The sequence below is a fragment of the Pseudomonas sp. KCJK9058 genome (assembly GCF_046230975.1).
GTDB classification, from domain to species: Bacteria; Pseudomonadota; Gammaproteobacteria; order Pseudomonadales; family Pseudomonadaceae; genus Aquipseudomonas; species Aquipseudomonas alloputida.
Genome location: NZ_JBJJLR010000004.1, coordinates 160,747 through 187,001 on the forward strand (window position 1 = coordinate 160,747; position 26,255 = coordinate 187,001).

27 protein-coding genes are annotated in these 26,255 nt (G+C 62.9%); 16 read left to right on the forward strand and 11 right to left on the reverse strand.

Translation table 11 applies throughout. From position 1 onward, the window contains the following. Positions 1-50: 50 nt before the first annotated feature. The 7 genes from purD to ACK59Z_RS04685 all read right to left on the reverse strand — a co-directional run bounded on the left by purD (position 51) and on the right by ACK59Z_RS04685 (position 7,569). Positions 51-1,346 (reverse strand): phosphoribosylamine--glycine ligase, encoded by a 1,296-nt coding sequence (purD, locus tag ACK59Z_RS04655; RefSeq protein WP_003249685.1) that lies wholly within the window; start codon positions 1,344-1,346, stop codon positions 51-53. 146 nt (positions 1,347-1,492) lie between these two features. Continuing rightward, positions 1,493-3,100 carry a bifunctional phosphoribosylaminoimidazolecarboxamide formyltransferase/IMP cyclohydrolase gene (purH, locus tag ACK59Z_RS04660; protein WP_003249687.1) on the reverse strand — a complete coding sequence of 536 codons (1,608 nt, stop codon included), beginning with the start codon at positions 3,098-3,100 and terminating at the stop codon, positions 1,493-1,495. Between the two features lie 81 nt (positions 3,101-3,181). Then, complete coding sequence (gene fis, locus ACK59Z_RS04665; protein WP_003249693.1) at positions 3,182-3,502, reverse strand: DNA-binding transcriptional regulator Fis; 321 nt, start codon at positions 3,500-3,502, stop codon at positions 3,182-3,184. Further along, positions 3,499-4,512, reverse strand: a complete 1,014-nt coding sequence (gene dusB / locus ACK59Z_RS04670; RefSeq protein ID WP_047604682.1) for a tRNA dihydrouridine synthase DusB — start codon at positions 4,510-4,512, stop codon at positions 3,499-3,501. Before dusB ends, fis begins: the two co-directional genes overlap by 4 nt. A 207-nt stretch (positions 4,513-4,719) precedes the next feature. Then, entirely contained in the window at positions 4,720-6,075 is a 1,356-nt protein-coding gene (locus ACK59Z_RS04675) for a DUF3426 domain-containing protein (protein ID WP_108190999.1), read from the reverse strand. A 42-nt stretch (positions 6,076-6,117) separates the two neighbouring features. Further along, complete coding sequence (gene prmA / locus ACK59Z_RS04680; RefSeq protein ID WP_003249700.1) at positions 6,118-6,996, reverse strand: 50S ribosomal protein L11 methyltransferase; 879 nt, start codon at positions 6,994-6,996, stop codon at positions 6,118-6,120. Positions 6,997-7,113: 117 nt separating this feature from the next. Continuing rightward, positions 7,114-7,569 carry a MaoC family dehydratase gene (locus ACK59Z_RS04685; protein ID WP_014861017.1) on the reverse strand — a complete coding sequence of 152 codons (456 nt, stop codon included), beginning with the start codon at positions 7,567-7,569 and terminating at the stop codon, positions 7,114-7,116. A gap of 143 nt (positions 7,570-7,712) precedes the next feature. Between ACK59Z_RS04685 and ACK59Z_RS04690 the strand changes: the two genes are divergently transcribed. The 3 genes from ACK59Z_RS04690 to ACK59Z_RS04700 are packed head-to-tail and all read left to right on the forward strand — an operon-like array spanning position 7,713 to position 9,388. Then, positions 7,713-8,075: a CidA/LrgA family protein gene (locus ACK59Z_RS04690; protein ID WP_012053815.1), complete on the forward strand. Its 363-nt coding sequence runs from the start codon at positions 7,713-7,715 to the stop codon at positions 8,073-8,075. Continuing rightward, positions 8,072-8,788: an LrgB family protein gene (locus ACK59Z_RS04695; protein ID WP_004576852.1), complete on the forward strand. Its 717-nt coding sequence runs from the start codon at positions 8,072-8,074 to the stop codon at positions 8,786-8,788. Before ACK59Z_RS04690 ends, ACK59Z_RS04695 begins: the two co-directional genes overlap by 4 nt. A 9-nt stretch (positions 8,789-8,797) precedes the next feature. Then, positions 8,798-9,388 (forward strand): LON peptidase substrate-binding domain-containing protein, encoded by a 591-nt coding sequence (locus tag ACK59Z_RS04700; RefSeq protein ID WP_003249708.1) that lies wholly within the window; start codon positions 8,798-8,800, stop codon positions 9,386-9,388. 111 nt (positions 9,389-9,499) lie between these two features. On the opposite strand, the gene ACK59Z_RS04705 is transcribed toward ACK59Z_RS04700, so the two are convergent. Together ACK59Z_RS04705 and ACK59Z_RS04710 are read right to left on the reverse strand one after the other, a co-directional pair. After that, complete coding sequence (locus ACK59Z_RS04705) at positions 9,500-10,816, reverse strand: bifunctional DedA family/phosphatase PAP2 family protein (protein ID WP_004576853.1); 1,317 nt, start codon at positions 10,814-10,816, stop codon at positions 9,500-9,502. 2 nt (positions 10,817-10,818) lie between these two features. After that, on the reverse strand, positions 10,819-11,487 hold the full coding sequence (locus tag ACK59Z_RS04710) for a DNA-3-methyladenine glycosylase (protein ID WP_003249713.1): 669 nt from the start codon (positions 11,485-11,487) through the stop codon (positions 10,819-10,821). A 330-nt stretch (positions 11,488-11,817) separates the two neighbouring features. Between ACK59Z_RS04710 and ACK59Z_RS04715 the strand changes: the two genes are divergently transcribed. The 13 genes from ACK59Z_RS04715 (at position 11,818) to ACK59Z_RS04775 (ending at position 24,201) form a co-directional block, all read left to right on the forward strand. Continuing rightward, entirely contained in the window at positions 11,818-13,089 is a 1,272-nt protein-coding gene (locus ACK59Z_RS04715; RefSeq protein ID WP_003249715.1) for a glutamate-5-semialdehyde dehydrogenase, read from the forward strand. Beyond that, positions 13,058-13,750, forward strand: coding sequence for a nicotinate-nucleotide adenylyltransferase (gene nadD, locus ACK59Z_RS04720; RefSeq protein WP_010955423.1), 693 nt, complete (start codon positions 13,058-13,060; stop codon positions 13,748-13,750). The genes ACK59Z_RS04715 and nadD overlap by 32 nt, the downstream gene beginning before the upstream one ends. Positions 13,751-13,793: 43 nt before the next feature. Further along, entirely contained in the window at positions 13,794-14,213 is a 420-nt protein-coding gene (rsfS, locus tag ACK59Z_RS04725; RefSeq protein WP_009685825.1) for a ribosome silencing factor, read from the forward strand. Positions 14,214-14,223: 10 nt separating this feature from the next. Further along, the gene (rlmH, locus tag ACK59Z_RS04730; protein ID WP_003249722.1) at positions 14,224-14,691 is read left to right on the forward strand and encodes a 23S rRNA (pseudouridine(1915)-N(3))-methyltransferase RlmH; all 468 of its coding nucleotides are present in this window, start codon (positions 14,224-14,226) and stop codon (positions 14,689-14,691) included. A 16-nt stretch (positions 14,692-14,707) separates the two neighbouring features. Beyond that, complete coding sequence (mrdA, locus tag ACK59Z_RS04735) at positions 14,708-16,597, forward strand: penicillin-binding protein 2 (protein ID WP_003249725.1); 1,890 nt, start codon at positions 14,708-14,710, stop codon at positions 16,595-16,597. A 38-nt stretch (positions 16,598-16,635) separates the two neighbouring features. Further along, the gene (rodA, locus tag ACK59Z_RS04740; RefSeq protein WP_003249727.1) at positions 16,636-17,739 is read left to right on the forward strand and encodes a rod shape-determining protein RodA; all 1,104 of its coding nucleotides are present in this window, start codon (positions 16,636-16,638) and stop codon (positions 17,737-17,739) included. 17 nt (positions 17,740-17,756) lie between these two features. Then, on the forward strand, positions 17,757-18,767 hold the full coding sequence (gene mltB / locus ACK59Z_RS04745) for a lytic murein transglycosylase B (RefSeq protein WP_108191014.1): 1,011 nt from the start codon (positions 17,757-17,759) through the stop codon (positions 18,765-18,767). After that, a complete protein-coding gene (locus tag ACK59Z_RS04750; protein WP_003249731.1) occupies positions 18,767-19,768 on the forward strand; it encodes a septal ring lytic transglycosylase RlpA family protein in 1,002 nt (333 codons plus the stop codon). The genes mltB and ACK59Z_RS04750 overlap by 1 nt, the downstream gene beginning before the upstream one ends. Positions 19,769-19,988: 220 nt before the next feature. Continuing rightward, on the forward strand, positions 19,989-21,149 hold the full coding sequence (locus ACK59Z_RS04755; RefSeq protein ID WP_003249733.1) for a D-alanyl-D-alanine carboxypeptidase family protein: 1,161 nt from the start codon (positions 19,989-19,991) through the stop codon (positions 21,147-21,149). Between the two features lie 73 nt (positions 21,150-21,222). Next, a complete protein-coding gene (locus ACK59Z_RS04760) occupies positions 21,223-21,498 on the forward strand; it encodes a DUF493 domain-containing protein (RefSeq protein ID WP_003249736.1) in 276 nt (91 codons plus the stop codon). Beyond that, on the forward strand, positions 21,498-22,145 hold the full coding sequence (gene lipB, locus ACK59Z_RS04765) for a lipoyl(octanoyl) transferase LipB (protein WP_003249738.1): 648 nt from the start codon (positions 21,498-21,500) through the stop codon (positions 22,143-22,145). The genes ACK59Z_RS04760 and lipB overlap by 1 nt, the downstream gene beginning before the upstream one ends. 2 nt (positions 22,146-22,147) lie before the next feature. Next, the gene (gene lipA / locus ACK59Z_RS04770; protein ID WP_003249742.1) at positions 22,148-23,164 is read left to right on the forward strand and encodes a lipoyl synthase; all 1,017 of its coding nucleotides are present in this window, start codon (positions 22,148-22,150) and stop codon (positions 23,162-23,164) included. A 98-nt stretch (positions 23,165-23,262) separates the two neighbouring features. Beyond that, positions 23,263-24,201, forward strand: a complete 939-nt coding sequence (locus ACK59Z_RS04775; RefSeq protein WP_003249744.1) for an LD-carboxypeptidase — start codon at positions 23,263-23,265, stop codon at positions 24,199-24,201. 33 nt (positions 24,202-24,234) lie between these two features. On the opposite strand, the gene ACK59Z_RS04780 is transcribed toward ACK59Z_RS04775, so the two are convergent. Together ACK59Z_RS04780 and arfA are read right to left on the reverse strand one after the other, a co-directional pair. After that, a complete protein-coding gene (locus tag ACK59Z_RS04780) occupies positions 24,235-25,551 on the reverse strand; it encodes a lytic murein transglycosylase (protein WP_012053806.1) in 1,317 nt (438 codons plus the stop codon). 60 nt (positions 25,552-25,611) lie between these two features. Next, the gene (gene arfA, locus ACK59Z_RS04785; RefSeq protein WP_003249747.1) at positions 25,612-25,776 is read right to left on the reverse strand and encodes an alternative ribosome rescue factor ArfA; all 165 of its coding nucleotides are present in this window, start codon (positions 25,774-25,776) and stop codon (positions 25,612-25,614) included. Positions 25,777-26,255 lie beyond the last annotated feature (479 nt).

A 26,255-nucleotide genomic window follows, 5' to 3' on the forward strand; every position in this document is an offset into this window, starting at 1 on the left:
CGACGAGCCGGATGCCGCAGGCTGAAACCGCTACGGCATACCGGTAGTACTTACTGCTGGTGCTCACCGCGCTCGCGGGCGATGGCCCGATAGCCGATGTCGGAACGGTAGAAGCTGCCGTTCCAGCTGACTTCCTTGGCCAGGCGATAAGCCTGCTGCTGCGCGTCGGCAACGGTGCTGCCCATGGCGGTGGCACACAGCACGCGCCCGCCGTTGGTGGTTACCTTGCCATCCTTGAGCGCAGTACCGGCATGGAATACCTTGCCTTCGATCTTGGCGGCAGCGTCCAGGCCGTTGATCACGTCGCCCTTGGCGTAGTCGCCCGGGTAACCGCCAGCTGCCAGGACCACGCCCAGGCTCGGGCGCGGGTCCCACTGTGCTTCGACCTTGTCCAGTGCCTTGGCGAACGCAGCTTCCACCAGCAGGACCAGGCTCGACTCCAGGCGCAGCATGACCGGCTGGGTTTCCGGGTCGCCGAAGCGGCAGTTGAACTCGATGACCTTGGGGTTGCCCGCCTTGTCGATCATCAGGCCGGCGTAGAGGAAGCCGGTGTAGACGTTGCCTTCCTCGGCCATGCCGCGCACGGTTGGCCAGATCACCTGGTCCATCACGCGCTGGTGCACGTCGGCGGTAACCACCGGGGCAGGGGAGTAGGCGCCCATGCCGCCCGTGTTCGGGCCGGTATCCTGGTCGCCGACGCGCTTGTGGTCCTGGCTGGTGGCCATGGGCAGCACATTGTGGCCGTCGACCATGACGATGAAGCTGGCTTCTTCGCCGTCGAGAAACTCTTCGATCACGACACGCGAACCTGCTTCACCGAAGGCGTTGCCAGCCAGCATGTCACGCACGGCGGCTTCGGCTTCTTCCAGCGTCATGGCGACGATCACGCCCTTGCCTGCCGCCAGGCCATCGGCCTTGATCACGATTGGCGCGCCTTTTTCCTGCAGATAGGCCAGCGCTGGCTCGATCTCGGTGAAATTCTGGTAGTCGGCGGTCGGGATCTTGTGACGTGCCAGGAAATCCTTGGTGAAGGCCTTGGAGCCTTCCAGCTGGGCCGCGCCCTTGGTTGGGCCGAAGCAGTCCAGGCCGCGGCTGCGGAACAGGTCGACCACGCCGATAACCAGCGGTGCTTCCGGACCGACGATGGTCAGGTCGACGTTTTTCTCGGCGAAGTCGGCCAGTTGCTCCAGGGCACACACGTCGATGGCGACGTTCTCGCACTTGGCTTCAATGGCGGTACCGGCGTTGCCCGGGGCAACGAAGACTTTCTCGACGCGTGGGTCCTGGGCGACTTTCCAGGCCAGGGCGTGCTCACGGCCGCCGCTGCCGATGATCAAAACTTTCATGTCAAAACCTCGATTCAAGTGATCCCGTGGCTTGCGCCGAACACTGTGGGAGCGGGCTTGCCCGCGAATGCGGCGGTGAATCCACCATCGTATTCGCGGGCAAGCCCGCTCCCACAGGATCTCGACTCGCCTCGGGATCCGCGTAATTAGTGGCGGAAGTGGCGCATGCCAGTGAAGACCATCGCGATGCCGGCCTCGTCGGCAGCAGCGATGACTTCAGCATCACGCATCGAACCACCCGGCTGGATCACGGCGCTGATACCCACTTTAGCTGCATTGTCGATGCCGTCACGGAACGGGAAGAATGCATCCGACGCCATGACCGCGCCCTGCACCTGCAGGCCAGCGTGCTCGGCCTTGATTGCAGCGATGCGGGCGGAGTTGACGCGGCTCATCTGGCCGGCGCCGACGCCGATGGTCTGGCGCTGCTTGGCGTAGACAATGGCGTTGGACTTGACGAACTTGGCCACTTTCCAGGCGAATACCAGGTCGTGGATCTCTTGCTCGGTCGGGGCACGCTTGGTGACGATCTTCAGGTCATCGGCGGTGATCATGCCGATATCGCGGCTTTGCACCAGCAGGCCACCGTTGACGCGCTTGAAGTCCCAACCGGCAGCGCGCTCGGCTGGCCACTCGCCGCACTCCAGCAGACGTACGTTCTGTTTGGCAGCCACTACGTCGCGGGCGGCCTGGGAGATTTTCGGGGCGATGATCACTTCGACGAACTGGCGGTCGACAATGGCCTTGGCGGTTTCGCCGTCCAGTTCGCGGTTGAATGCGATGATGCCGCCGAACGCCGATTCGGTGTCGGTCGCGTAAGCCAGGTCGTAGGCTTTGCGGATGCCGCCTTCGTCTTCCGGTACTACCGCCACGCCGCACGGGTTGGCGTGCTTGACGATGACGCAGGCCGGCTTGACGAAGCTCTTTACGCATTCCAGCGCGGCGTCAGTGTCGGCCACGTTGTTGAATGACAGTTCCTTGCCTTGCAGCTGGACAGCGGTGGAAATGCTGGCTTCGCCTTTCTTGGCTTCGACATAGAACGCCGCGCTCTGGTGCGGGTTCTCGCCATAACGCATTTCCTGTGCCTTGACGAACTGGCTGTTGAAGGTGCGCGGGAATTCGCTGCGCGCCTCGGTGCTCAGGGTGTCCTTGGCCTGGTCGATGGTGCCCATGTAGTTGGCGATCATGCCGTCGTAGGCGGCAGTGTGCTCGAACGCCTTGAGCATCAGATCGAAGCGCTGGGCATAGGTCAGGCCACCGGCCTTGAGGCCTTCGACGATGCCGGCGTAGTCGCTGGCGTTGACCACGATGGCCACGTCCTTGTGGTTCTTGGCTGCCGAACGGACCATGGTCGGGCCGCCGATGTCGATGTTCTCGATGGCGGTCGGCAGGTCACAGCCAGGCTTGGAAATGGTGGCTTCGAACGGGTACAGGTTGACCGCAACCAGGTCGATCGGCTTGATGCCGTGCTCGTTCATGATGGCGTCGTCGGTGCCACGACGGCCGAGGATACCGCCGTGAATCTTCGGGTGCAGGGTTTTGACCCGGCCATCCATCATTTCGGCGAAGCCGGTGTAGTCGGCCACTTCCACCGCGTTTACGCCGTTGTCCTTGAGCAGCTTGTAGGTGCCGCCGGTGGACAGGATCTCGACACCGAGCTGCTGCAGCTCACGGGCGAATTCGAGGATACCGGTCTTGTCGGAGACGCTGATCAGGGCGCGGCGGACTGGCAGGCGGGTAGTCTGGTCGGTCATTTCGGGTTCCAATAACGCGGTGGAGTCAGCAAAAAAGGCGCCTCTGTTCAGGGAGTCGCCTTTTCTGGATGGGATTCTGGCTTACAACAAGTCGTACTGCTTGAGCTTCTTGCGCAGGGTGCCTCGGTTCAGCCCGAGCATCTCGCTGGCCTTGGTCTGGTTGCCCTTCACGTAGTTCATCACGCTTTCGAGCAGGGGCGCCTCGACTTCGGAGAGCACCAGGTTGTACACGTCCGTCACGGTCGCGCCTTCCAGGTGGGCGAAGTAGTTGTGCAGCGCCTTCTCGACGCTGTCGCGAAGGGTCTGGCCCTCTTCGCTCGGCGTGTTGAGGTGCTGTTTCAGGTTGGCGTTGTCGCTCACGGGCGTTGTTCCACTCACAAAATTCTCGGTCATCATCGTCATGCGGCCACCCCTTGTCCGTCCTCTGTCTCAAGGCTCTGTCGACGTTCGCTGAAAAACGCGCGAACGTTGGCGCACTGCGCTTGTGTGTCTTCCAAAGCGTTGAACCGGGAGCGAAACTCCTTGCCGCCGGGTCGTGTTGCCAGGTACCAGCCAACGTGCTTGCGGGCGATACGTACGCCCATCACATCGCCATAGAAGGCATGCAGCGCGGCCAGATGCTCCAGCAGGATGCGTTCCACTTCGTCCAGTTGCGGCGCTGGCAGATGTTCGCCAGTGCGCAGGTAATGCTCGATCTCGCGAAAGATCCATGGCCGCCCTTGGGCAGCCCGGCCAATCAACAGGCCATCGACCCCGGTGGTTTCCAGCACCGCCCGGGCCTTTTCTGGCGAGGTGATATCGCCGTTGGCAAAAACCGGGATTGACACCGCCTGCTTGATGGCCGCGATGGTGTCGTATTCGGCTTCGCCGGTGTACAGGTCGGCACGTGTGCGGCCATGCACCGCCAGCGCCTGGATGCCAGCCTGTTCGGCGATCTTCGCCACGTTCAGGCCGTTCTTGTTCGCCCGGTCCCAGCCGGTGCGGATTTTCAGGGTCACCGGTACGTCCACAGCGCTGACTACGGCGTGGAGGATCTCGCTGACCAAGGCTTCATCTCTCAATAAAGCAGAGCCTGCGGCTTTGTTGCAGACTTTTTTTGCCGGACAGCCCATGTTGATGTCGATGATCTGGGCACCCGCTTCGACATTGGCCTTTGCCGCCGCTGCCATCATCTGCGCATCACCGCCGGCGATCTGCACCGAGCGTGGCTCGGGATCACCTTCATGGATGCGGCGCAGGCTCGACTTGCGGCTGTTCCACAGGCTCATGTCGCTGCTTACCATTTCCGACACCACCATGCCGGCGCCCAGGCGCTGGCAAAGTGTACGGAAAGGCTGGTCCGTGACCCCGGCCATGGGCGCGAGGATCAGGTTGTTACGTAGTGTGTATTGGCCGATGCGTACCGCCGACATAGGTGATCCCTGTTGTGGGGCCGAATCTTGGAGTTCGAAAAAGGGTTGGCATGATACCCGCTCTCGATGACTGGATAAAGATGGATTTGGATAAAATCTGAACAGTTGTCGGCTTATGCCTTTGTGCTTCAAGCAGCAAGCGACAGGACAAAAAGCGGTCGCGGTTGGGGCTTCTTGTCTTGTCGCTTGCTGCTGGCCGCTTGTCGCCTACTCCGGCGAACGGAAGCTCAGGCTGTAATTCACGGCCTTCGGCCCAGGGTCGAGGATGTCCAGGGCAATGTGGATTGGCGTCTGGCTGGGCATTTCGCCACGCCCTGCCAGTTCCCCCGACAGGTACTCGCTGGGCTTGAAGCGACGGCTGGCGATCAGTTGGCCATTGAGATCGGCGAAGCGCAGTTCCAGCAACGGGAACGGCTGGGCGAACGGTGCGCGGTTGTAGATGATCGCGTCGACAATGAGTGCGCCCTTGAAGTCTGGATGGCTGCGCACCACCAGATTGCTGCTCTTGATGCGTGCAATATCGACGCGGGTAGGGACCTGGCAGCCGAGCATCGGGCAGATTTGCTGGAAAATCGGCCGATACTGGTCCTGGCGGGCCATTTCGTCGAAGTGGAACCACACGTACTGGAACGCCAGCAGGCCGCCAGCCAGCAGGGTCAGAAAGCCCCACAGCAGGCGCTTGCCCCAGTTGGGTGCGGGTTTTTCCCAGCCTAGCTGCAGCGGGTCATCGACCACATCGACCAGCGGCTCCTTGCGCGAGGGGCGCTCGGGCTTGCCAGCAAAGCCTGGTTCCAAGCGCTCTCCGGGCAGCGGCTCGACGGGCTCGTCGTCATGCGCCGACAGGCGCAGCGCCAGTGGCTCGTCGTCGCGGGCGCTCAGGCCCGTTTCCGGGGTTTCGTCATCGCTGATACGCAGCGGTTCGCTGAATGCGGGCTGGTCATCGCGTTCGGCCGCACGGTGCACAGGCGGCTCGCCATCGATGTCCAGGTCAAGGTTGCTGCCCAGGGTAGGCTCGGTACGCTCGCCGGGGGCAGGCTCCAGGTCCAGCTCCAAAGGTTCCGGTTCCAGTAGCACCGGGGTAGGCTCTGCCGGTTCCTGCGGCGCGTAGGGCTCATCGGTAGCCGTACCGAAAAGGTCTTCTGCGTGCTCGTCCGGGTGAAGTTCATCGCGCCGTGCCTGCAGCTTGTCATCCTGGCTGGCCGGGTGGGTCGGGGCCGGTTGGCCGCGACGCTCCAGGCGCTCCAGTTCCTTGTCGAGGTCGAGCTCGTCCAGCGCCTGGGCAGTCAGCGCCCAGTCCTGGTCAGGAGGGGTGCCGCGTACACTGATGGCAGGCTCTGGCGCCAGCTCGGCCAGCGGCTCGGCAGGCACTGCAGGTACCGGTGCCGGCACCACGGGGGCGCTTGTGGTAGCGGCGCGGTTTTGCTCCAGCAGCTGCTTGGCGGCATTGAATACCTGCAGGCAGTGACCGCAGCGCACCACGCCACGCGCCACGCCCAACTGGTGGTGGGTGACGCGAAAGCTGGTCTGGCAATGCGGGCACTGGGTGACGAAACTGTCGGTCATGCGGCGATCCGGGAGCTGTGCAGAAAAGTATTCTAGGCCCGCTTAGCGACGCCGACCACTGATGCGCACCCAGCCGTCGCGCACGACGATCGGGTCCAGTTCAAAGTCGGCGGCATAAGCGGCGGCCACGTCTTCACCTTGCTCGGCGAGGATGCCCGACAGCGCCAGCAGGCCACCTGGGCGAACCAGGCCGGACAACTGTGGCGCCAGCGACACCAGCGGGCCGGCGAGGATGTTGGCAACCAGCACGTCGGCCTGCATCGCCGGCATGTGTTCGGGCAGGTACAGCGCCAGTTTCTCGTCGGCAATGCCGTTGCGTTGGGCGTTGTCGCGCGAAGCCTCGATGGCCTGCACGTCGATGTCGGTACCTACCGCTTCGCGAGCGCCCAGCAGCAGCGCAGCGATGGCCAGGATGCCCGAACCGCAGCCAAAGTCCAGCACCTGGGTGCCTTCAAGCTGCTGGCCGTCGAGCCATTCCAGGCACAGGGCCGTTGTGGGGTGGGTGCCGGTGCCAAAGGCCAGGCCCGGGTCGAGCAGCAGGTTCACGGCGTCCTTTTCCGGGGCATCGTGCCAGCTGGGCACGATCCACAGGCGGCGGCCGAAGCGCATCGGCTGGAAGTTGTCCATCCAGCTGCGCTCCCAGTCCTGATCCTCGATCACCTCGGCCTGGTGCTCGGGCAGCTCGGCGCCGGTCAGCAGGCGCAAGTGGGCGAACACCTGTTCAGGGTCGGCATCGGCCTCGAACAGCGCCAGCAGGTGAGTGTGCGACCACAGCGGGGTGGTGTTGAGGTCTGGTTCGAAGATCGGTTGATCTTCGGCATCCATGAACGTGACCGAGACGGCGCCTACTTCAAGCAGCGCATCTTCATAGGTTTCGGCTTGTTCCGGGCTGATGGCCAGGCGTACTTGCAGCCAGGGCATGGCGGGCACCTTTGATAAATCGACAGGGGCAGCCCTAGGCTGCGCGAAGGCTGGCAGTTTACGCGAGTGCGGGGGATTTGTGGATCGGGGGCTGCACTGCAGCCCCCCGGGCATGTATCAGACAAAACAGAGCGACAGCGACTCGGCTATATAAGCAGGCTTCTCTTCACCCTCGATCTCCAGCGTGGCAATCGCCTTGAGTAGCCACTGCCCCGGTTTTTTCTCGGTCACCTCGCCCAGCTTTATCTTCAGCCGAACCCGGCTGTCGACCTTGACCGGCTGAATGAAGCGCACGCTGTCCAGCCCGTAGTTCACCACCATCTTCAGCCCTTGCGGCAGAACGAGGATGTCCTCGATCAGCTTGGGGATCAGCGACAAGGTCAGGAAACCATGGGCAATCGTGCCGCCAAACGGGGTTTTTGCTGCCTTCTCAGGGTCGACATGGATGAACTGGAAGTCGCCGGTCGCCTCGGCGAACAGGTTGATGCGCTGCTGGTCGATCTTAACCCACTCCGAGTGGCCCAGCTCCTTGCCAACGTACTGCGAAAGCTCTGTAACCGGTACATGGGGCATCGCGGACTCTCCGAGTTGTCAATTGGTACGAAAGTACAAGATCAGCACGGCGAACCGTTTCAGTCAAGTTGCCCGCTTTTCGGCGAATATCGGTCTATAGCTGAGCGTGCTTATAATGGCGGCCATGCCCGAGGGAGATGCTTATGCTGTTGCGTGGTTTGACCTGGCTGGTACTGTTCCAGCTGCTGGGGACGGCGATCAATCACCTGTTTGTGCCGTTTTTGCCCGGGCCGATCATCGGCCTGTTGTTGCTGCTGCTCTTTCTCATGGCTCGCGGTGAGGTCGGCAAGCCGCTGAACGAGGCCGCCAGCAGCTTGCTGCGCTATCTCCCGCTGCTGCTGGTACCGCCGGCAGTCGGGGTGATGGTATATGCCAAGGACATTGCCGCCGACTTCTGGGCGATTGTCGGGGCCTTGCTGATCTCCTGCCTGGTGACCCTTGTGTTCGTCGGTGTGCTGATGCAAAAGCTCATCCAGCGCCAGGGCAAGCGTGAGGAGCAGCCATGATGCTCGACTGGCAGGGCGCACTCGATGCGGTCATTCACCACCCATTGTTCGGTATTGGCATCACGCTGGGGGCCTATCAGGTAGTGCTGGCAGCCTACGAGAAAACCCGCTGGATCTTCCTGCAACCTGTACTGGTGTCGATGCTGCTGGTGATCGGTGTGTTGCTGCTGTGCGGTATCGATTACAGCGAATACCGCAAAAGCACCGAAATCATGAACATCCTGCTGGGGCCCGCTACGGTGGCCCTGGCTGTGCCGCTCTACCTCAACCTGCGGCGTATCCGCCAGCTGTTCTGGCCGACATTTACTACGCTGGTAGTCGGAGGCCTGTTTGCCACGCTCTGCTGCCTGGTGCTGGGTTGGTGGTTCGGTGCCGAGCACATGATCCTGATGACCATGGCGCCGAAGTCCGTCACCTCGCCGATCGCCATGCTGGTGGCTGAGCAGATTGGCGGCGTGGCGGCCCTGGCGGCAGTGTTCGTGTTGATTACCGGGGTGATCGGGGCGATCTTCGGCCCGGCGTTGCTGAGCCGCTTCGGCGTGCACAGCCCTGAGGCGCGCGGCATGTCGCTGGGCGTGACCGCACACGCAGTGGGCACTTCGGTGGCCCTGCAGGAAAGTGACGAATGCGGCGCCTTTGCCGCGCTGGCGATGAGCCTGATGGGGGTGGCTACAGCGGTGTTCCTGCCGCTGGCAGTCAGCCTGGTGGCTTGAGGAATTGTGATGACGCTACCGCTGTTTCCGCTCAATACCGTGCTGTTTCCTGGCTGCTTCCTCGATTTGCAGATTTTCGAGGCACGCTACCTGGACATGATCGGGCGCTGCATGAAGCAGGGCGAAGGGTTTGGTGTGGTGTGCATCCTTGAGGGCGAACAAGTTGGCAAGGCGCCGCCGGTGGTCGCCTCGATCGGCTGTGAAGCGGTGATCCGCGACTTCGTGCAGCAGGATAATGGCTTGCTGGGTATTCGCGTCGAGGGCGTGCGGCGCTTCAATCTGGAAAGCTCCGAGGTGCAGAAGGACCAGTTGCTGGTGGGCCAGGTGCAATGGCTGCCGGAGCAGGCAGACAGCCCGTTGCTGGAGGCCGATGACGACCTGCTGGCGCTGTTGGTGGCCCTGGGTGAGCACCCCATGGTCGAAGCGCTGGGCATGCCGCGCCCGGTGGACGGGCGTCAGGCGCTGGCCAATCAGCTGGCGTACTTGTTGCCGTTCATGGAAGAAGACAAGCTGGACCTGCTGACCCTCGATTCGCCGCAGCAGCGGCTGGGGGAAATCCAGAAGCTGCTGGAGCGGATTCAGGGTGAGTTGTTCGCCTGATGGTTCTGTATTGCCTGTTCCGGCCCCTTCGCGGGTAAACCCGCTCCTACGACAAGCGCGATACCCAGTGTAGGAGCGGGTTCACCCGCGAATAGGCCGGCACAGGCAACATCAATATTGATACCTGACCAACGCCTGCGGCAGCGCATGCATGGCGAAGAACGTCAGCAGCGCCACACATGCCGGCAACACCAGCCACCACACCCGCAGCGGCAGAGCTGGCAGGGTCTGCTGGCGTTGTACCAATGTCAGGCTGAGTGCGCATACGCAACAGGCCAGCAGGGCCCCAGCCAGGATATCGGTTGGCCAGTGCGCCCCCAGGTACACCCGCGACAGGGCAATCGCCAGCGCCGGAATGCACCCCAGCATCACCCAGGTCAGGCGCATGCGTGGTGGCTGGCCACGCCCCGCCAGTACGGCCATTACCAGGAAGAACGCGAACGATGCCGAGCTGTGCCCGCTGGGCATGCTATAGCTGGTCAGTGGGTCGGTCAGTACTTCCGGCCTGGCCCGGGCAAATAGCCATTTCAGTGTGCCGTTGGCGATCGCCGTGCCCATCAACGCGCCAGCGGCGAAAAATGCGTGTCGCCACTGACGGGCAAGCAGCAGCAGGCCGGTCAGCAGGCCGCCGAGGAACAACTGGGTGCGGAAATCGCCTAGCCGTGTCACCAGCACCACGGTGCTGTCGATGGCCTGGCTGCGATGCTCCTGGACCAGTGTCATCACGCCTTGGTCGAACTCATGGAGGTAGGGCCAGCCGAGGAATACACCGGCCAGGGTGATGAAGCTGAGCGCGGCAACCAGCCGGGTGCCGTGGCGTTGGTCTCGCAGGCTGGTATTCAGGCTCAGGCCGATCAGCACCGCGAGGGCGCCGGCGATGATCCCGGCGTCCAGCCAGAAGCCTTCCGGCAGGGGCAGGCGCATGGCGGCGCCGGTGGCCCAGCCGGGTAGCAGGTAGGCGACCGACCAGCCGGCACCCGCCAGCAGGCTGACAGCGATGAAGCGCGGCAGGGGCATGTCGAACATGCCGGCGACCATTGGCAGCATCGGCCGCAGCGGGCCGATGAAGCGGCCTACCAGCAGGCTGGCGATGCCATAACGCTGGAAGTAGCTTTCGGCGCTGCCGATCCATTCCGGATGGTGGCGTAGCAGCGGCAGGCGGCGGATGTTCTGGTGGAAGTACTTGCCCACTGTGTAAGACAAGGCGTCGCCCAGCAGGCCGCCGAGAAAGCCGAGGAGCAGCGTTTCGCCCAGGCTGAACGTGCCGCTGCCGGCCAGTACCGCCACGGCGAACAGCAGTACGGTGCCCGGCACGATAATGCCGGCGATGGCCAGGCATTCGATGCAGGCCACCAGGAAAATCGCCAGGCCAAGCCACTGTGGGTTGGCGCTGAGCCAGCCGGTCAGGCTGTCGAGCCATTGGCCCATGTTCAGCTTCCTTGTTCGAGAATGAAGAAATCACGGCCTTCGACTTGGCCGCGACGTAACGGGTTCCGCGTGCAGAAGCGGGCGTACCCGGCATCGACGAAGCGGTACGGCAGGTGCTCGTCGCGCCCGTGCGGGATGCCCAGGCGAGCGGCCTGGATCACTCGGGGCACGGCGTTGCCGCAGTCCTCGACGTACAGGCGTTCGGCGTCGAAACGCTGGGCGTCCCAATGCGGCACTTTCAGGCCCAGGGCCCGGCATAGCAGGGTCTGGCCGGCGCACAGGCGCTCTTGCGGGCGGATATTGCCGCTTGCATCGGGGTTGTTCAGTTGCATCTGCGCCAGGCTGTCGGGTCCCGAGAGGGCGTCCTGCCAAGGATAGGCAGACTTGATCAGCACCGCGTTGCCCGGCCCGTGGGCGCTGAAGTTCAGCGAGTCGCCGCCGCGGGCGTAGTACATGTAGATATGCCCCCCATCCAGGAACAGCGCCTTGCGTTTTTCGGTGTAGCCGAGCGAAGCGTGGCTACCTTTGTCGGAAAGGTAGTAGGCCTCGGTCTCGATGATCCGCGCGGCCAGCCAAAGGTCGCCATGGCGGTGACGGATGACCTTGCCCAGCAGGGCCTTGGCCAGGGTCTGGGCGTCGCGGTCGAAAAAGCTGTCGGGCAGGGCTGGCATGCGGAGCAGTTCGTGGCTGGAGAGGCGGGGATGATAGCAATGAATGGCTTAATCGAGGCTGAATCGGAGGGTGATGTTGGCAGTGCCGGTCCTTTCGCGGGCATGCCCGCTCCCACTGGTGGTGCATAGGTCCAGGCCTTGTGAAATCCCTGTGGGAACGGGCGCGCCCGCGAAAGGGCCGCAACAGGCGATGGAAATCTCGATAACCCCGGTTACATCTTTCCTACACATTGCCCCATCCATTTTCGACCATCCGCCACCCGCCGCTGGGCGTACACCTGCGCGGCAGTTATAATCAGCCGATTTCCCCTTCGCCAAGACACCGAACCCATGACTGAGTCCGTTCTTGACTATATGACCCGCTTGGGTCGCGCTGCCCGTGAGGCTTCCCGGGTGATTGGCCGTGCCAGCACCGCGCAGAAGAACCGCGCCCTGCAAGCCGCCGCCGACGCGCTGGACGCTGCCCGTGCCGAACTCACCGCTGCCAACGAGCTGGACCTGGCCGCCGGCCGCGCCAGTGGCCTGGAGCCCGCACTGCTCGACCGTCTGGCGCTGACCCCGGCGCGTATCGACGGCATGATCACCGGCTTGCGCCAGGTGGCCAGCCTGCCAGACCCGGTCGGTGCCATTCGCGACATGAGCTACCGCCCATCGGGCATTCAGGTAGGCAAGATGCGTACCCCGCTGGGGGTGATCGGGATCATCTATGAATCGCGCCCGAACGTGACCATTGATGCCGCCAGCCTGTGCCTCAAGTCGGGCAATGCAACCATCCTGCGTGGCGGTTCCGAAGCCATCCACTCCAACCGCGCCATTGCCATCTGCATTCAGCGTGGCCTGGCCGAAGCCGGCCTGCCGGCGGCGGTGGTGCAGGTGGTCGAAACCACCGACCGCGAAGCGGTGGGCGCGCTGATCAGCATGCCGGAATTCGTCGATGTCATCGTACCGCGCGGAGGCCGTGGCCTGATCGAGCGCATCAGCCGCGATGCCCGCGTGCCGGTGATCAAGCACCTGGACGGCATCTGCCACATCTATGTCAGCCAGCATGCCGACCTGGACAAGGCCTGGAATGTGGCTTTCAACGCCAAGACCTACCGCTACGGCATCTGCGGTGCCATGGAAACGCTGCTGGTCGACCAACAAGTGGCTGAGCGCTTCCTGCCAGAAATGGCCCGCCGCTTCGTGGAGAAGGGCGTGGAGCTGCGCGGTTGCGAGCGTACCCAGGCTATCATCAGCGCCAAACCGGCCACCGAAGCCGACTGGCACACGGAATACCTCGATGCGATCCTGTCGATTCGCGTGGTCGACGGCCTGAACCAGGCCATCGAGCACATCAACCACTATGGCTCGCACCACACCGACTCGATCATCAGCGAACACCAGGGTGAAGCCCGTCAGTTCATGGCTGAGGTCGATTCGGCGTCGGTCATGCTCAACACCCCGACCTGCTTTGCCGATGGCTTCGAGTACGGCCTGGGTGCGGAAATCGGTATTTCCACCGACAAGCTGCATGCCCGCGGCCCTGTCGGCCTGGAAGGCCTGACCTGCGAGAAGTACGTGGTGATCGGCGATGGCCAGTTGCGCGGCCAGGGGTCCTGCTGAGTTGAGCAAGGCCCAGGCAGTCCGGCGTATCGGCATTCTAGGTGGTACCTTCGACCCCGTGCATATCGGCCACTTGCGCAGCGCGCTGGAAGTGGCCGAGTTCATGGGGCTGGATGAGCTACGCCTGTTGCCCAATGCCCGGCCGCCGCACCGCGACACGCCACAGGTGGCCGCGCAGGATCGCCTGGCCATGGTCCGTGAAGCGGTGCAGGGCGTCGCTTGCCTGAGCGTCGATGCCCGCGAGCTGGAACGTGACAAGCCGTCGTACACCATCGATACGCTGGAATCGATCCGCGCCGAGCTGTCCGGCCACGACCAGCTGTTCCTGGTGCTGGGTTGGGATGCCTTCTGTGGTCTGCCCGCCTGGCATCGCTGGGAAGAATTGCTGCAACACTGTCACATCCTGGTACTGCAACGTCCGGATGCCGACGTAGAACCCCCTGACGAGTTGCGCAACCTGTTGGCTGCGCGCTCGGAGAGCGATCCCACCGCCATGTCCGGCCCGGCGGGAAATATTTCGTTCGTCTGGCAGACGCCGCTTGCGGTGTCGGCTACACAGATCCGACAGCTGCTGGCCAGCGGCAAATCGGTGAGGTTCCTGGTGCCGGACGCCGTACTGGCCTATATCGAGGCGCACGAACTGTATCGTGCGCCCAACTGACGGTGCCTCTGGCGCCTCATCCAACGAGTTGAACGAGTTTTATATGACCAAGCAGAAAATTTACGGCGAAGAACTGGTCGCAGTGACCAAGGCAGCGCTGGAAGACGTCAAGGCCCAGGACATCCAGGTCATCGACGTGCGCGAGAAGCACAGCCTGACCGACTACATGATCATTGCCACCGGTACCTCCAACCGCCAGATCAACGCGATGGCCGAAAAGGTCCGTGAAGCCGTCAAGGCCAAGGGCGCCCAGCCACTGGGTGAAGAAGGCAAGGGCGACAGCGACTGGGTGCTGCTGGACCTGAACGACGTCATCGTGCACATGATGACCGCCGCTGCCCGCCAGTTCTACGACCTTGAGCGCCTGTGGCAGGGTGCCGAGCAAAGCCGTGCCGCCGATGGCAAGCACCACAGCCCGGACCATGCCCACGAGTACTCCGACAAGCTCAAAGACCGCGAATGAGGAAAGCGCTGTGCGTCTGCGCCTGATTGCGGTCGGCTCGCGCATGCCGAAGTGGGTCGAGGAAGGCTGGCATGAATATGCCAAGCGCCTGCCCGCCGAGCTGTCGCTGGAGCTGGTGGAAATCCCGCTGAATACCCGTGGCAAGAATGCCGACGTCGCCCGCCTGATCCGTCAGGAGGGCGAAGCCATGCTGAGCAAGGTGCAGCCTGGGGAACGCATTGTCACCCTCGAGGTCCATGGCAAGCCCTGGAGTACCGAACAGCTGGCCACCGAGCTGGACCGCTGGCGCCTGGATGCGCGCACGGTGAATTTGATGGTGGGTGGCCCGGAGGGCCTGGCGCCTGAGGTTTGCGCACGCGCCGAGCAACGTTGGTCGCTGTCGCCGCTGACGTTGCCGCACCCGTTGGTAAGGATACTCATCGGCGAGCAGATCTACCGCGCCTGGACCGTGTTGTCCGGGCACCCTTACCACAAATGAGCCTGTAAGCAGTCCGATGTCGCAGCCGATCCGTCTCAAGGACCACGAGAAAGACGCCCGCCTGGTGCGCAACCGCGTCGTGGTCGGCGCAGTCGCGATCATGCTGCTTGTCTGCGTGTTGATCGCACGGCTGTACTACCTGCAGATCATCCAGTACGACTACCACTCCACGCTGTCGGAGAACAACCGGGTGCATGTGCAGCCGATCCCGCCGACCCGCGGGTTGATCTTCGACCGCAACGGGGTGATCGTTGCCGACAACCGGCCCAGCTTCAGCCTGTCGATGACCCGCGAACGTGCGGGTAACTGGCAGGAAGTGCTGGATACCATCGTCGAAGTGCTTGAGCTCACCGCTGACGACCGTGCCCTGTTCGAGAAGCGCATGCGCCAAGGCCGCCGGCCATTCGAGCCGGTGCCAATCCTGTTCGAGCTCAACGAAGAGCAGATTGCCCGCGTGGCGGTAAACCAGTTCCGCCTGCCGGGTGTCGAGGTGGTGGCCCAGCTGGTGCGGCATTACCCGCAGGGTGCGCATTTTGCCCATTCGGTGGGTTATGTAGGGCGGATCAACGAGAAAGAGCTGAAAACGCTCGACCCGGTGAACTACAGCGGTACCCACCATATCGGCAAGACCGGCATCGAGCGCTTCTACGAGGCCGCCCTGCACGGTCAGGTGGGTTACGAGGAAGTCGAGACCAACGCCCGTGGCCGTGTGCTGCGGGTGCTCAAGCGCACCGACCCGAAGCCGGGCAAGGACATTGTGCTGAGCCTGGACATCAAGCTGCAGGAGGCCGCTGAAGCCGCCCTGGGAGGCCGGCGCGGTGCAGTGGTTGCGCTCGACCCGCGCACCGGCGAGGTGCTGGCGATGGTGAGTCAGCCTAGCTTCGACCCCAACCTGTTCGTCACCGGCATCAGCTTCAAGGCCTATGCCGAATTGCGCGATTCGATCGATCGGCCGCTGTTCAACCGCGTGCTGCGTGGCCTTTACCCGCCGGGGTCGACCATCAAGCCGGCGGTGGCTATTGCCGGTCTGGACAGTGGCGTCGTGAATGCCAGTAGCAGGGTGTTCGACCCTGGCTACTACCAGTTGCCCAACTATGACCATAAATACCGTAACTGGAACCGCTCCGGTGATGGCTGGGTCGACCTGGACACCGCCATCATGCGCTCGAACGACACCTACTTCTATGACCTTGCACACAAGATGGGCATCGATCGGTTGTCCAGCTACATGAACAAGTTCGGTATCGGCCAGCGGGTATCCCTCGATATGTTCGAGGAGTCTGCCGGGTTGATGCCGTCGCGCGAATGGAAGCGTGCCACCCGACGCCAGGCCTGGTTCCCCGGCGAAACCCTGATTCTCGGCATCGGCCAGGGTTACATGCAGGCCACGCCGCTGCAGCTGGCCCAGGCCACTGCATTGATCGCCAACAAAGGTGTGTGGAACCGCCCACACCTGGCCAAGACCATCGAAGGCCTGCCGCCGGTGGACGACAACCCCATGGAAGACATCGTGCTGCGTGACAAGTCCGACTGGGCCAAGGTCACCCATGGCATGGAACAGGTGATGCACAACGCCCGCGGTACCGCGCGCAAGGCAGCAGCCGGTGCCCAGTACCGCATTGCCGGCAAGAGCGGCACCGCCCAGGTGGTGGCGATCAAGCAGGGCGAGAAGTATGACCGCAACAAACTCCAGGAGCGCCACCGCGACCATGCCTTGTTCGTCGCGTTTGCCCCAGCCGAAGCCCCGAAAATCGTGGTTTCGGTGATGGTCGAGAACGGTGAGTCCGGCTCGGGTGTCGCCGCTCCGGTGGTTCGCCAGATCATGGACGCCTGGCTGCTCGACGAAAACGGCCGGCTCAAACCCGAGTTCGCGCCCGCCACCGTTACCCAGGAATCGGCCCTGTGATGAACAATTTCGATCGCATGCTCTCCAGCGAGGATGTGATGCGTCGGCGTGCGAGCTTTCTGCAACGCATTCATATCGACGGCCCCTTGCTGATCATTCTGCTGACCCTTGCGGCCGGCAGCCTGTTCGTACTGTATTCGGCCAGTGGCAAGAACTGGGACCTGCTGCTCAAGCAAGCCACCTCGTTTGGCATCGGTCTGGTGTCGATGTTCGTCATCGCCCAGCTGGAGCCGCGCTTCATGGCGCGTTGGGTGCCGCTGGCCTACCTGGCCGGGGTGCTGTTGCTGGTAGTGGTGGACGTGATGGGCCACAACGCCATGGGTGCCACGCGCTGGATCAACATTCCGGGGGTGATCCGCTTCCAGCCCTCGGAATTCATGAAGATCATCATGCCGGCGACCATCGCCTGGTACCTGTCCAAGCGCACCTTGCCGCCCCATTTGAAGCACGTGGCGATCAGCCTGGTGCTGATCGGCGTGCCGTTCATGCTGATCGTACGTCAGCCCGACCTGGGGACTGCGCTGCTGATCCTGGCCTCCGGTGCCTTCGTGCTGTTCATGGGCGGCTTGCGCTGGCGCTGGATCCTCAGCGTGCTGGCGGCAGCCGTGCCCGTCGCGGTGGCCATGTGGTTCTTCGTCATGCACGACTACCAGAAGCAGCGGGTATTGACCTTCCTCGACCCTGAAAGCGACCCGTTGGGCACCGGTTGGAACATCATCCAGTCCAAGGCGGCGATCGGCTCGGGCGGGGTGTTTGGCAAAGGCTGGCTGCTTGGCACGCAGTCGCACCTGGACTTTTTGCCGGAAAGCCACACCGACTTCATCATCGCCGTGCTCGGCGAGGAGTTCGGCCTGGTTGGCATCTGCCTGCTGCTGATTGTCTACCTGCTGCTGATCGGCCGTGGTCTGGTGATCACCGCCCAGGCGCAGACCCTGTTCGGCAAGCTGCTTGCGGGCAGCCTGACCATGACTTTTTTTGTATACGTGTTCGTCAATATCGGAATGGTAAGTGGCCTTCTGCCCGTGGTGGGCGTGCCGCTACCTTTCATCAGCTATGGCGGAACATCGTTGGTGACGCTGCTGTCAGCGTTTGGCGTTTTGATGTCGATCCATACGCACCGCAAATGGATCGCGCAGGTTTGAATAAGGTGAACAATTTCATGCAAGCAGTGCGTAACTGGGCTGCCCGTTGTGCGCCTTGGATCGGTGCGGTGGGCCTGTTCGGCGCTGTACAGCTGGCCCATGCCGGCGAATACGACGGCTCGCCCCAGGTAGCCGCGTTCGTTGGCGAAATGAGCCGCGACTATGGTTTTGCGCCTGAGCAGCTGATGGGTGTGTTCCGTGAGGTACAGCGCAAGCAGTCGATCCTCGACGCCATATCGCGCCCGGCCGAGCGGGTCAAGCCGTGGAAGGACTATCGGCCGATGTTCATCACCGATGCACGTATCGCTCGCGGTGTGGATTTCTGGCGTCAGCACGAGGCTGTATTGGCACGTGCCGAGCAGGAGTACGGCGTACCTGCGCAGTACATTGTCGCAATCATCGGCGTGGAAACCTTTTTTGGCCGCAATACCGGCAACTACCGGGTGATCGACGCCCTGTCGACGCTGGGCTTCGACTACCCGCCACGGGCCGAGTTCTTCCGCAAGGAGCTGCGTGAGTTCCTGCTGCTGGCCCGGGATGAGCAGCTCGACCCCTTGACGCTCAAGGGCTCGTACGCTGGCGCCATGGGGCTGCCGCAGTTCATGCCAAGCAGCTTCCGCAACTACGCGGTGGACTTCGACGGGGACGGCCACATCAATATCTGGAACAACCCTGACGATGCCATCGGCAGTGTGGCCAGCTACTTCAAGCGCCACGGCTGGGTGGCCGGCGAGGGTGTGGTCAGCCGCGCCTGGGTGGAAGGCATACGCGCCGACGAAGGCCTGACCACCGGCATCGAGCCGGTGAAAACGGTAGGGGAGTTGCGTACGCTTGGCTGGTCGGTTCATGATTCGCTGCGCGATGATCTGCCGGTTACCGCCTTCCGTCTCGAGGGCGAGAGCGGCCCCGAGTACTGGATGGGCCTGAAGAACTTCTACGCGATCACTCGCTACAACCGCAGTGTGATGTATGCCATGGCGGTACATCAGCTTGCGGAACAGCTGGTTCAAGTACGGGGCGTCAAGTAATGCGCGCAATCATCTCTGGCAACGCTTTCAAGCTGCTCACCTGCCTCGCCGTCGGTGTGGCGCTGGCCAGCTGCTCTTCCAACCGCCCGGCCCCGAAAAGCAGTGGTAACGTCGTGCGCAGCCAGCCGGGCCTGGACATCAACCGGGCGCACAAGGACGGCGCACCGTGGTGGGACGTGGATGTTAACAAGATCCCCGATGCGACCCCGACCGTGCACACCGGTAACTACAAGGCCAACCCGTACACGGTGCTTGGCAAGACCTACTACCCGATGCAGGACTCGCGCAACTACCGCGCCGAGGGTACGGCGTCGTGGTACGGCACCAAGTTCCATGGGCAGAACACCGCCAATGGCGAACTGTACGACCTGTATGGCATGAGCGCGGCTCACAAGACCCTGCCTCTGCCGGCCTACGTCAAGGTGACCAACCTCGCCAATAACCGCAGCGTGATCCTGCGGGTCAACGACCGTGGCCCGTTCTATTCCGACCGCATCATCGATTTGTCCTATGCTGCGGCAAAAAAGCTCGGTTATGCCGAGATCGGTACCGCGCACGTGCGCGTCGAGGGCATCGACCCGCAGCAGTGGTGGGCCCAGCGTGGCCAGACCCCACCTATGGTGCTGAAAGAGCCGCAAGTGGCCCAGACCCAGGCAATACCGGCCAGTACCGGGCGTGTCGAGCAATGGACCCCGCCGCCACAGCAGCACGCCGCGCCCGTGGTACCGGTGCAGGTGGGTGGCAATAACGTGCCCGGCGGTAGCGGTGGCAGTTTCTTGCAGGTAGGCGCGTTCGCCAACCCGGACGCTGCCGAGTTGCTGCGCGCCAAGCTCAGCACCATGGTCAATGCACCCGTGTTCATCAGCTCGATCGTGCGTAACCAGCAGACCCTGCACCGCGTGCGCCTGGGGCCGATCGGCAGCCAGGGCGAGATCCAGCAAGCACAAGACAGCATTCGCCTGGCGAACTTGGGGCAGGCAAAGCTGGTCACAGCAGACTGACTGTGGGGGCGGGCGCGCCTGCGAAGACGGCAACACCAAACTATCGGTTTTGTCATGAATTGCCGGTCGCGGCCATGTACAATGACCGCTTTTGCCCGCAGCGACATAAAGCCGCACGTTCGCGGGCCAGGCCATTGGCCATAAAACTAGACTGACTGGCGCTGGGCACATGATCTTGCCCAGGGAACATCTCAGACCATTAGCGATTTTCGAGAGACGGATGAACATCACCAACCTTGCCAAACGACTTTGCCTGCCTGTACTGCTGCTGATCACGCCTGCCGCCTTCGCGGCGGAGCAGATGACGCCTGCGCCACCCCAACTGGCAGCCAAGTCCTACGTACTCATGGACGCGTCCAGCGGCAACGTGCTGGTCGAGAACAACGGTGACGAGCGCCTGCCGCCAGCCAGCCTGACCAAGCTGATGACCGCCTACATCGCCACCCTGGACATCCGCCGCGGCCAGATCGGTGAAAGCGACCCGGTTACCGTCAGCGAAAACGCCTGGCGTACCGGCGGTTCGCGCATGTTCATCAAGGTTGGCAGCCAGGTCACGGTCAGCGACTTGCTGCACGGCATCATCATCCAGTCCGGTAACGACGCCTCGGTCGCGTTGGCCGAGCACATCGCCGGCAGCGAAGATGCCTTTGCCGACATGATGAACAAGACGGCTGCCGACCTGGGCATGACCAACAGCCACTTCATGAACCCGACCGGCCTGCCGAACCCCGAGCACTACTCGTCGGCGCACGACATGGCAACCCTGGCCCGTGCGATCATCAATGTCGACCCGGCCCACTACGCCATCTACTCGCAGAAAGAGTTTTTCTGGAACAACATCAAGCAGCCTAACCGCAACCTGCTGCTGTGGCGCGACAAGACCGTCGATGGCCTGAAAACCGGTCACACCGACGAAGCCGGCTACTGCATGGTGGCGTCGGCCGTTCGTGACGGCCAGCGCCTGATCGCCGTGGTGTTCGGTACCAACAGCGAACAATCGCGTGCTGCCGAAACCCAGAAGCTGCTGACCTACGGTTTCCGCTTCTTCGAAACCCAGACCTTCTACCAGAAGGGCACCGAGCTGACCCAGGCCCCGGTCTGGAAGGGCGCTACCAGCCAGATCAAGGCTGGCCTGGCTGACGACCTGACCATGACTATGCCTAAAGGCCAATTGAAGCGCCTGCAGGCTTCGATGACCATGAACCCGCAGCTCACCGCACCGATCGCCAAAGGTGACGTGATCGGCAAAGTGGAAGTCAAACTGGACGAGAAAGTGGTTCACAGCGCCGACCTGATTGCCCTTGATGGCGTCGAGGAAGGTGGTTTCTTCCGCCGTATGTGGGATAGCATCCGTCTATTCTTCTACGGGTTGTTCAACTGATACGTGACCTGCATGCCCCCGCGCCTACCGCGGGGGTGTTGTTGTTGCCACGGCTTACGAGGCCGTTTCCGCCATGAGCGAACCAGACGTCAAGTCGCACAAGATCGAATTCCCTTGCGACGATTACCCGATCAAGGTCATCGGTGACACCGTTGTCGGTTTCAAGGACACGGTCATCGAGATTCTCAGCAAGCACGCCAAAGTCGACCTTTCCACCCTGGCCGAACGCCAGAGCAAGGAAGGCAAGTACACCACCGTGCAATTGCACATCGTTGCCGAAAGCGAGAACCAGTTGCACGATATCAACAGCGCCCTGCGCGCTACCGGCATCGTGAAAATGGTGCTTTGATGTCCGCCTGCCTCGGTTTTCGCGAGCTTGGCCTGCAGCCCTATGAACCGGTGCTGGAGGCCATGCGTCGTTTTACCGAGCAGCGCAGCCCGGACAGCCAGGATGAAATCTGGCTGGTCGAGCACCCTGCGGTCTTCACCCAGGGGCAGGCCGGCAAGGCCGAGCACCTGCTGGTGCCGGGCGACATCCCGGTGGTGCAGACCGACCGCGGCGGCCAGGTCACCTACCATGGCCCCGGGCAGCTGGTGGCTTACCTGCTGCTGGATGTGCGCCGGCTGGGCTTTGGCGTGCGTGAGCTGGTCAGCCGTATCGAGCTGGCCCTCATCGACCTGCTCGCCAGCTATGCTGTTCAGGCGTCTGCTAAGCCCGATGCCCCGGGTGTCTATGTCGACGGAGCGAAAATCGCCTCCCTCGGCCTGCGAATTCGCAACGGCCGTTCGTTTCACGGCCTTGCCCTGAACGTGGACATGGACCTTGCGCCATTCCGCCGAATCAACCCCTGCGGCTATGCGGGGCTGGCGATGACCCAGCTGCGCGATCTGGCAGGTCCGATCGAACTCGACGAGGTCAGGACAAGGCTGCGCGGACAGCTGGTCAAGCACCTCGACTACGCTGAGCAGACGACCCTCACGGGCGGAATCGACTGAATATGACAACTGTGCAAGAAGCCGTGCCGAACCTGATACCTACCCAGGATGCCACCCCGCGCCCAGCGCCGAAGAAGGTGGAAGCTGGGGTCAAGCTGCGTGGTGCCGACAAAGTCGCGCGCATCCCGGTGAAGATCATCCCTACCGATGAGCTGCCAAAGAAGCCCGACTGGATTCGCGTGCGTATCCCGGTGTCGCCCGAGGTAGACCGCATCAAACAACTGCTGCGCAAGCACAAACTGCACAGCGTATGCGAAGAGGCCTCCTGCCCGAACCTGGGCGAGTGCTTCTCGGGTGGTACCGCCACCTTCATGATCATGGGTGACATCTGCACCCGTCGTTGCCCGTTCTGCGACGTTGGCCATGGCCGACCGAAGCCGCTGGATCTGGACGAGCCGAAAAACCTGGCGGTTGCCATTGCCGACCTGCGCCTGAAGTATGTGGTGATCACCTCGGTGGACCGCGACGACCTGCGTGACGGCGGTGCCCAGCACTTTGCTGACTGCATCCGGGAAATCCGTGCGCTGTCGCCGGGCGTGCAGTTGGAGACCTTGGTGCCGGACTACCGTGGCCGTATGGACGTTGCCCTGGAAATCACCGCGCAAGAGCCACCAGATGTGTTCAACCACAACCTCGAGACCGTACCGCGCCTGTACAAGGCCGCGCGCCCGGGCTCGGACTATGACTGGTCGCTGGACTTGCTGCAGAAATTCAAGCAGTTGGTGCCACACGTACCGACCAAGTCCGGCCTGATGCTCGGCCTGGGCGAAACCGATGAGGAAGTGATCGAAGTGATGCATCGCATGCGCGAGCATGACATCGACATGCTCACCCTTGGCCAGTACCTGCAGCCGTCGCGTAGCCACTTGCCGGTGCAGCGTTTCGTTCACCCGGACACCTTTGCCTGGTTCGCCGAGGAAGGTTACAAGATGGGCTTCAAGAACGTTGCCTCTGGCCCGCTGGTGCGTTCTTCGTACCACGCCGACCAGCAGGCCCACGAAGCCAAGATCAAGCTCTGAGCTATGCGCTAGCCTAGAGCAGAGCCACAGATGCCGATGCGCGCCCAAGGGCGGCATCGGCATTTTTGTTTGTGTCCCATGCGCTGCAAGGAGTCGCGATGTATTGCGCCAAAACCTTCCAACCCACCCTGCCAGCCGCGCTGCCGGCCAACGCATGTTTTGCCATTGTCGCCCCGGCGGGCGCGGCGCGGCTTGATGCGCAGAAGGTTAGCCAGTGGTTCGTTGACCGCGGCTACCGGTGCCGTATCTACCCGGGTGCCCTGCAGGCGCAGGGCTACCTGGCGGGGCCGGACCAGCAGCGCCTGCAGGACTTGCATGCAGCGTTTGCCGATCCGGCCATGGACGCCATCCTGTGCATGCGTGGGGGCTACGGCAGCATGCGCCTGCTTGACCAGCTCGACTTTGAACTGATCCGGCGCAACCCCAAGCCGCTGATCGGCTACAGCGACATCACCGCGCTGCATACGGCGATCTACCGGCATGCCGGGCTGCTGACCTTCCACGGGGGGATGCTCAATGCCGACCTGTTGGGGGCCAAGTTGCCACCGACCGAGTCGTCGTTGCTGGCGCAACTGGGTGGGCATGTGAGGGCAGGCGAGCAGGTCGCGCACCCGGCGGGCTTCGCATTGGACTGCGTGCTGCCGGGGGTGGCCAGCGGACCGCTGCTGGGTGGCAACCTGTCGATGCTGGGGGCGACCATGGGGACCCTTGCCGAGCTGGATACCCAGGGCTGCATCCTGTTCATCGAGGACGTCAACGAGCCGTTGTACCGGGTGGATCGGTTGCTGACCCAGTTACGCCTGGCAGGCAAGCTGGAGGGGATCAAAGGCGTGTTGGTGGGCGACTTTGCCGGGATTACTACAGCGGCGCTGACGCCGTTGCTGGAGGATACGTTTGCACCGCTGGGTGTGCCGGTGCTGGCGGGTTGGCGCAGCGGGCACTGTGACCCGAATGTATGCTTGCCCCTGGGGGCTCGGGTGAGGCTGGACAGTGTTCAGCAAACACTGGTGCTGGAGCAGGATCTGTTCAGGGCGTGAGATTACCGGGGCCGCGCAGCGGCCCCGAAATGCTTACTGCTGGCGCAGGCTCTCAAGCAGCTTATGGGTCGGGTAGCCATCCGCCGGCCATCCCAGCCCTTGCTGGGCATTGCGGATCGCCTTGCGGGTATTGGCCCCGATAATACCATCGGCATTACCCGCATCATGCCCGCGGCTGTTCAGCAAGTTCTGCAACTCCATGCGCTCGCTGCGGCTGAGCGGCAGGTCCTCTTTCGGCCAGCTGCCGGCAATGAAGCCCCAGCCGCTGAAGCGATCCCCGAGCAGGCTCACCGCCAGTGCATAGGACGACGAGTTGTTGTACTTGAGGATGGCGCGGAAGTTGTCCAGCACCAGGAACGCCGGGCCGCGTGCACCGGCCGGCAGCAGCAGGGCGGCAGACAGCTGGTTGCTACCTGGCGGCAGCTGGGTACCCGCTGGCAGTTTCACGCCCATCGCCAGCCATTCACTCACCGGTTTGCGCAGTGCACCATCGGCCTGCCAGAAGTCGAAGCCGGCCGGCACCTGTACCTCGAAGCCCCACGGTTGGCCGCGTTTCCAGCCCGAACTTTGCAGGTAGTGCGCTGTTGAGGCCAGGGCGTCTGGTGTGCTGTTCCAGATGTCGCGGCGGCCATCGCCGTCGAAGTCCACGGCATGGGTGTTGTAGGTGGTCGGGATGAATTGGGTCTGGCCCATGGCGCCGGCCCACGAGCCACGCATGGCTTCAGGCTGGATGTCACCGTGCTGGATGATCTGCAACGCGGCAATCAGCTGGTCCTGGGCGAACTGTGGGCGGCGGCCCTCATAGGCCAAAGTGGCCAGCGAGCGGATCACCGACTTGCTGCCCTGGAACTGGCCGAAGTTGCTTTCCATGCCCCACACCGCGACCAGCACCTGGCGGTCCACGCCATAGCGTTGCTCAAGGCGAGTCAGCAGTTCGGCGTTCTGCTCCAGCAGCTTTTTGCCGTTGCGCACACGCAGGGGCGACAGGGCGCCTTCGAGGTATTCCCACACCGGGCGGGTGAACTCCGGCTGGCTGCGGTCTGCCTTGATCACGTCCAGGTCGGGGGTGACACCGAGGAAGGCGCGGTCGAAGGTGCTCGGCGAAATGCCGGCTTGCAGTGCCTGCTCGCGGAAGCCTGCTTGCCATTGGGCGAAGGTTTGCAGGGGCTGGATGTCAGTGCTGACGTCGGGCGTTGCGCCGGGCACGGTCACCACGGGATTGGGTTGGGCAGGGGCCAGCGGCAGCGCGTCGGCGGCGGTGGGCTTTTCCGCACAGGCCACGAGCAGAATGAAGCTGGAGGCCGCGATCAGCTGGCGGGTTTCCCAGCGGGGGATAAGACGGAAGAGCATGCACAGATCCAGAGTTGCAGGTCAGGTGACGACCATATCATGCCTGCGCTTGCGATGCTTTCATGCAGCCAAAAAGTAGGAAGCCTCCCAATCTCTCGATTGGAAGGCTTCGCGGCGGTAGCTGCCTTTGCCCTTGTTCGGTTGTTCCTGGCGGCAGCGGAACAGTGGCTGGGCAACGATGGACTTGGCCTTGTTGGGGCCGTGCTTTTTCGGCTTTTTGCTCATGGTGGGCTTCCCGGGTTGGGTGAGTTTCGGGCGCACTGTAGGCTCCCCGAAGGGTGGGGGCCAATTGATTGTGTATATGGTCGAGGCGCTGGTGCCTATGTGTAGGAGCGGGTTTACCCGCGAATACGGTGGCGGCGGTAACGGTGAACGGTGGGTGGAGATTGATTAGCAGGTCCGGCCTCTTCGCGGGTAAACCCGCTCCTACGACGGCCTGCACCCAACCTTCGATGCGTGTGTAGGAGCGGGTTTACCCGCGAATACGGTGGCGGCGGCAACGGTGAACGGTGGGTGGAGATTGATTAGCAGGTCCGGCCCTTTCGCGGGTAAACCCGCTCCTACGACGGCCTGCGCCCAACCTTCGATGCGTGTGTAGGAGCGGGTTTACCCGCGAATACGGTGGCGGCGGCAACGGTGAACGGCGGGGGGGGGTTGGGTAGCACGGCCGGCCCCTTCGCGGGGAAAACCGCCTCCACGACGGC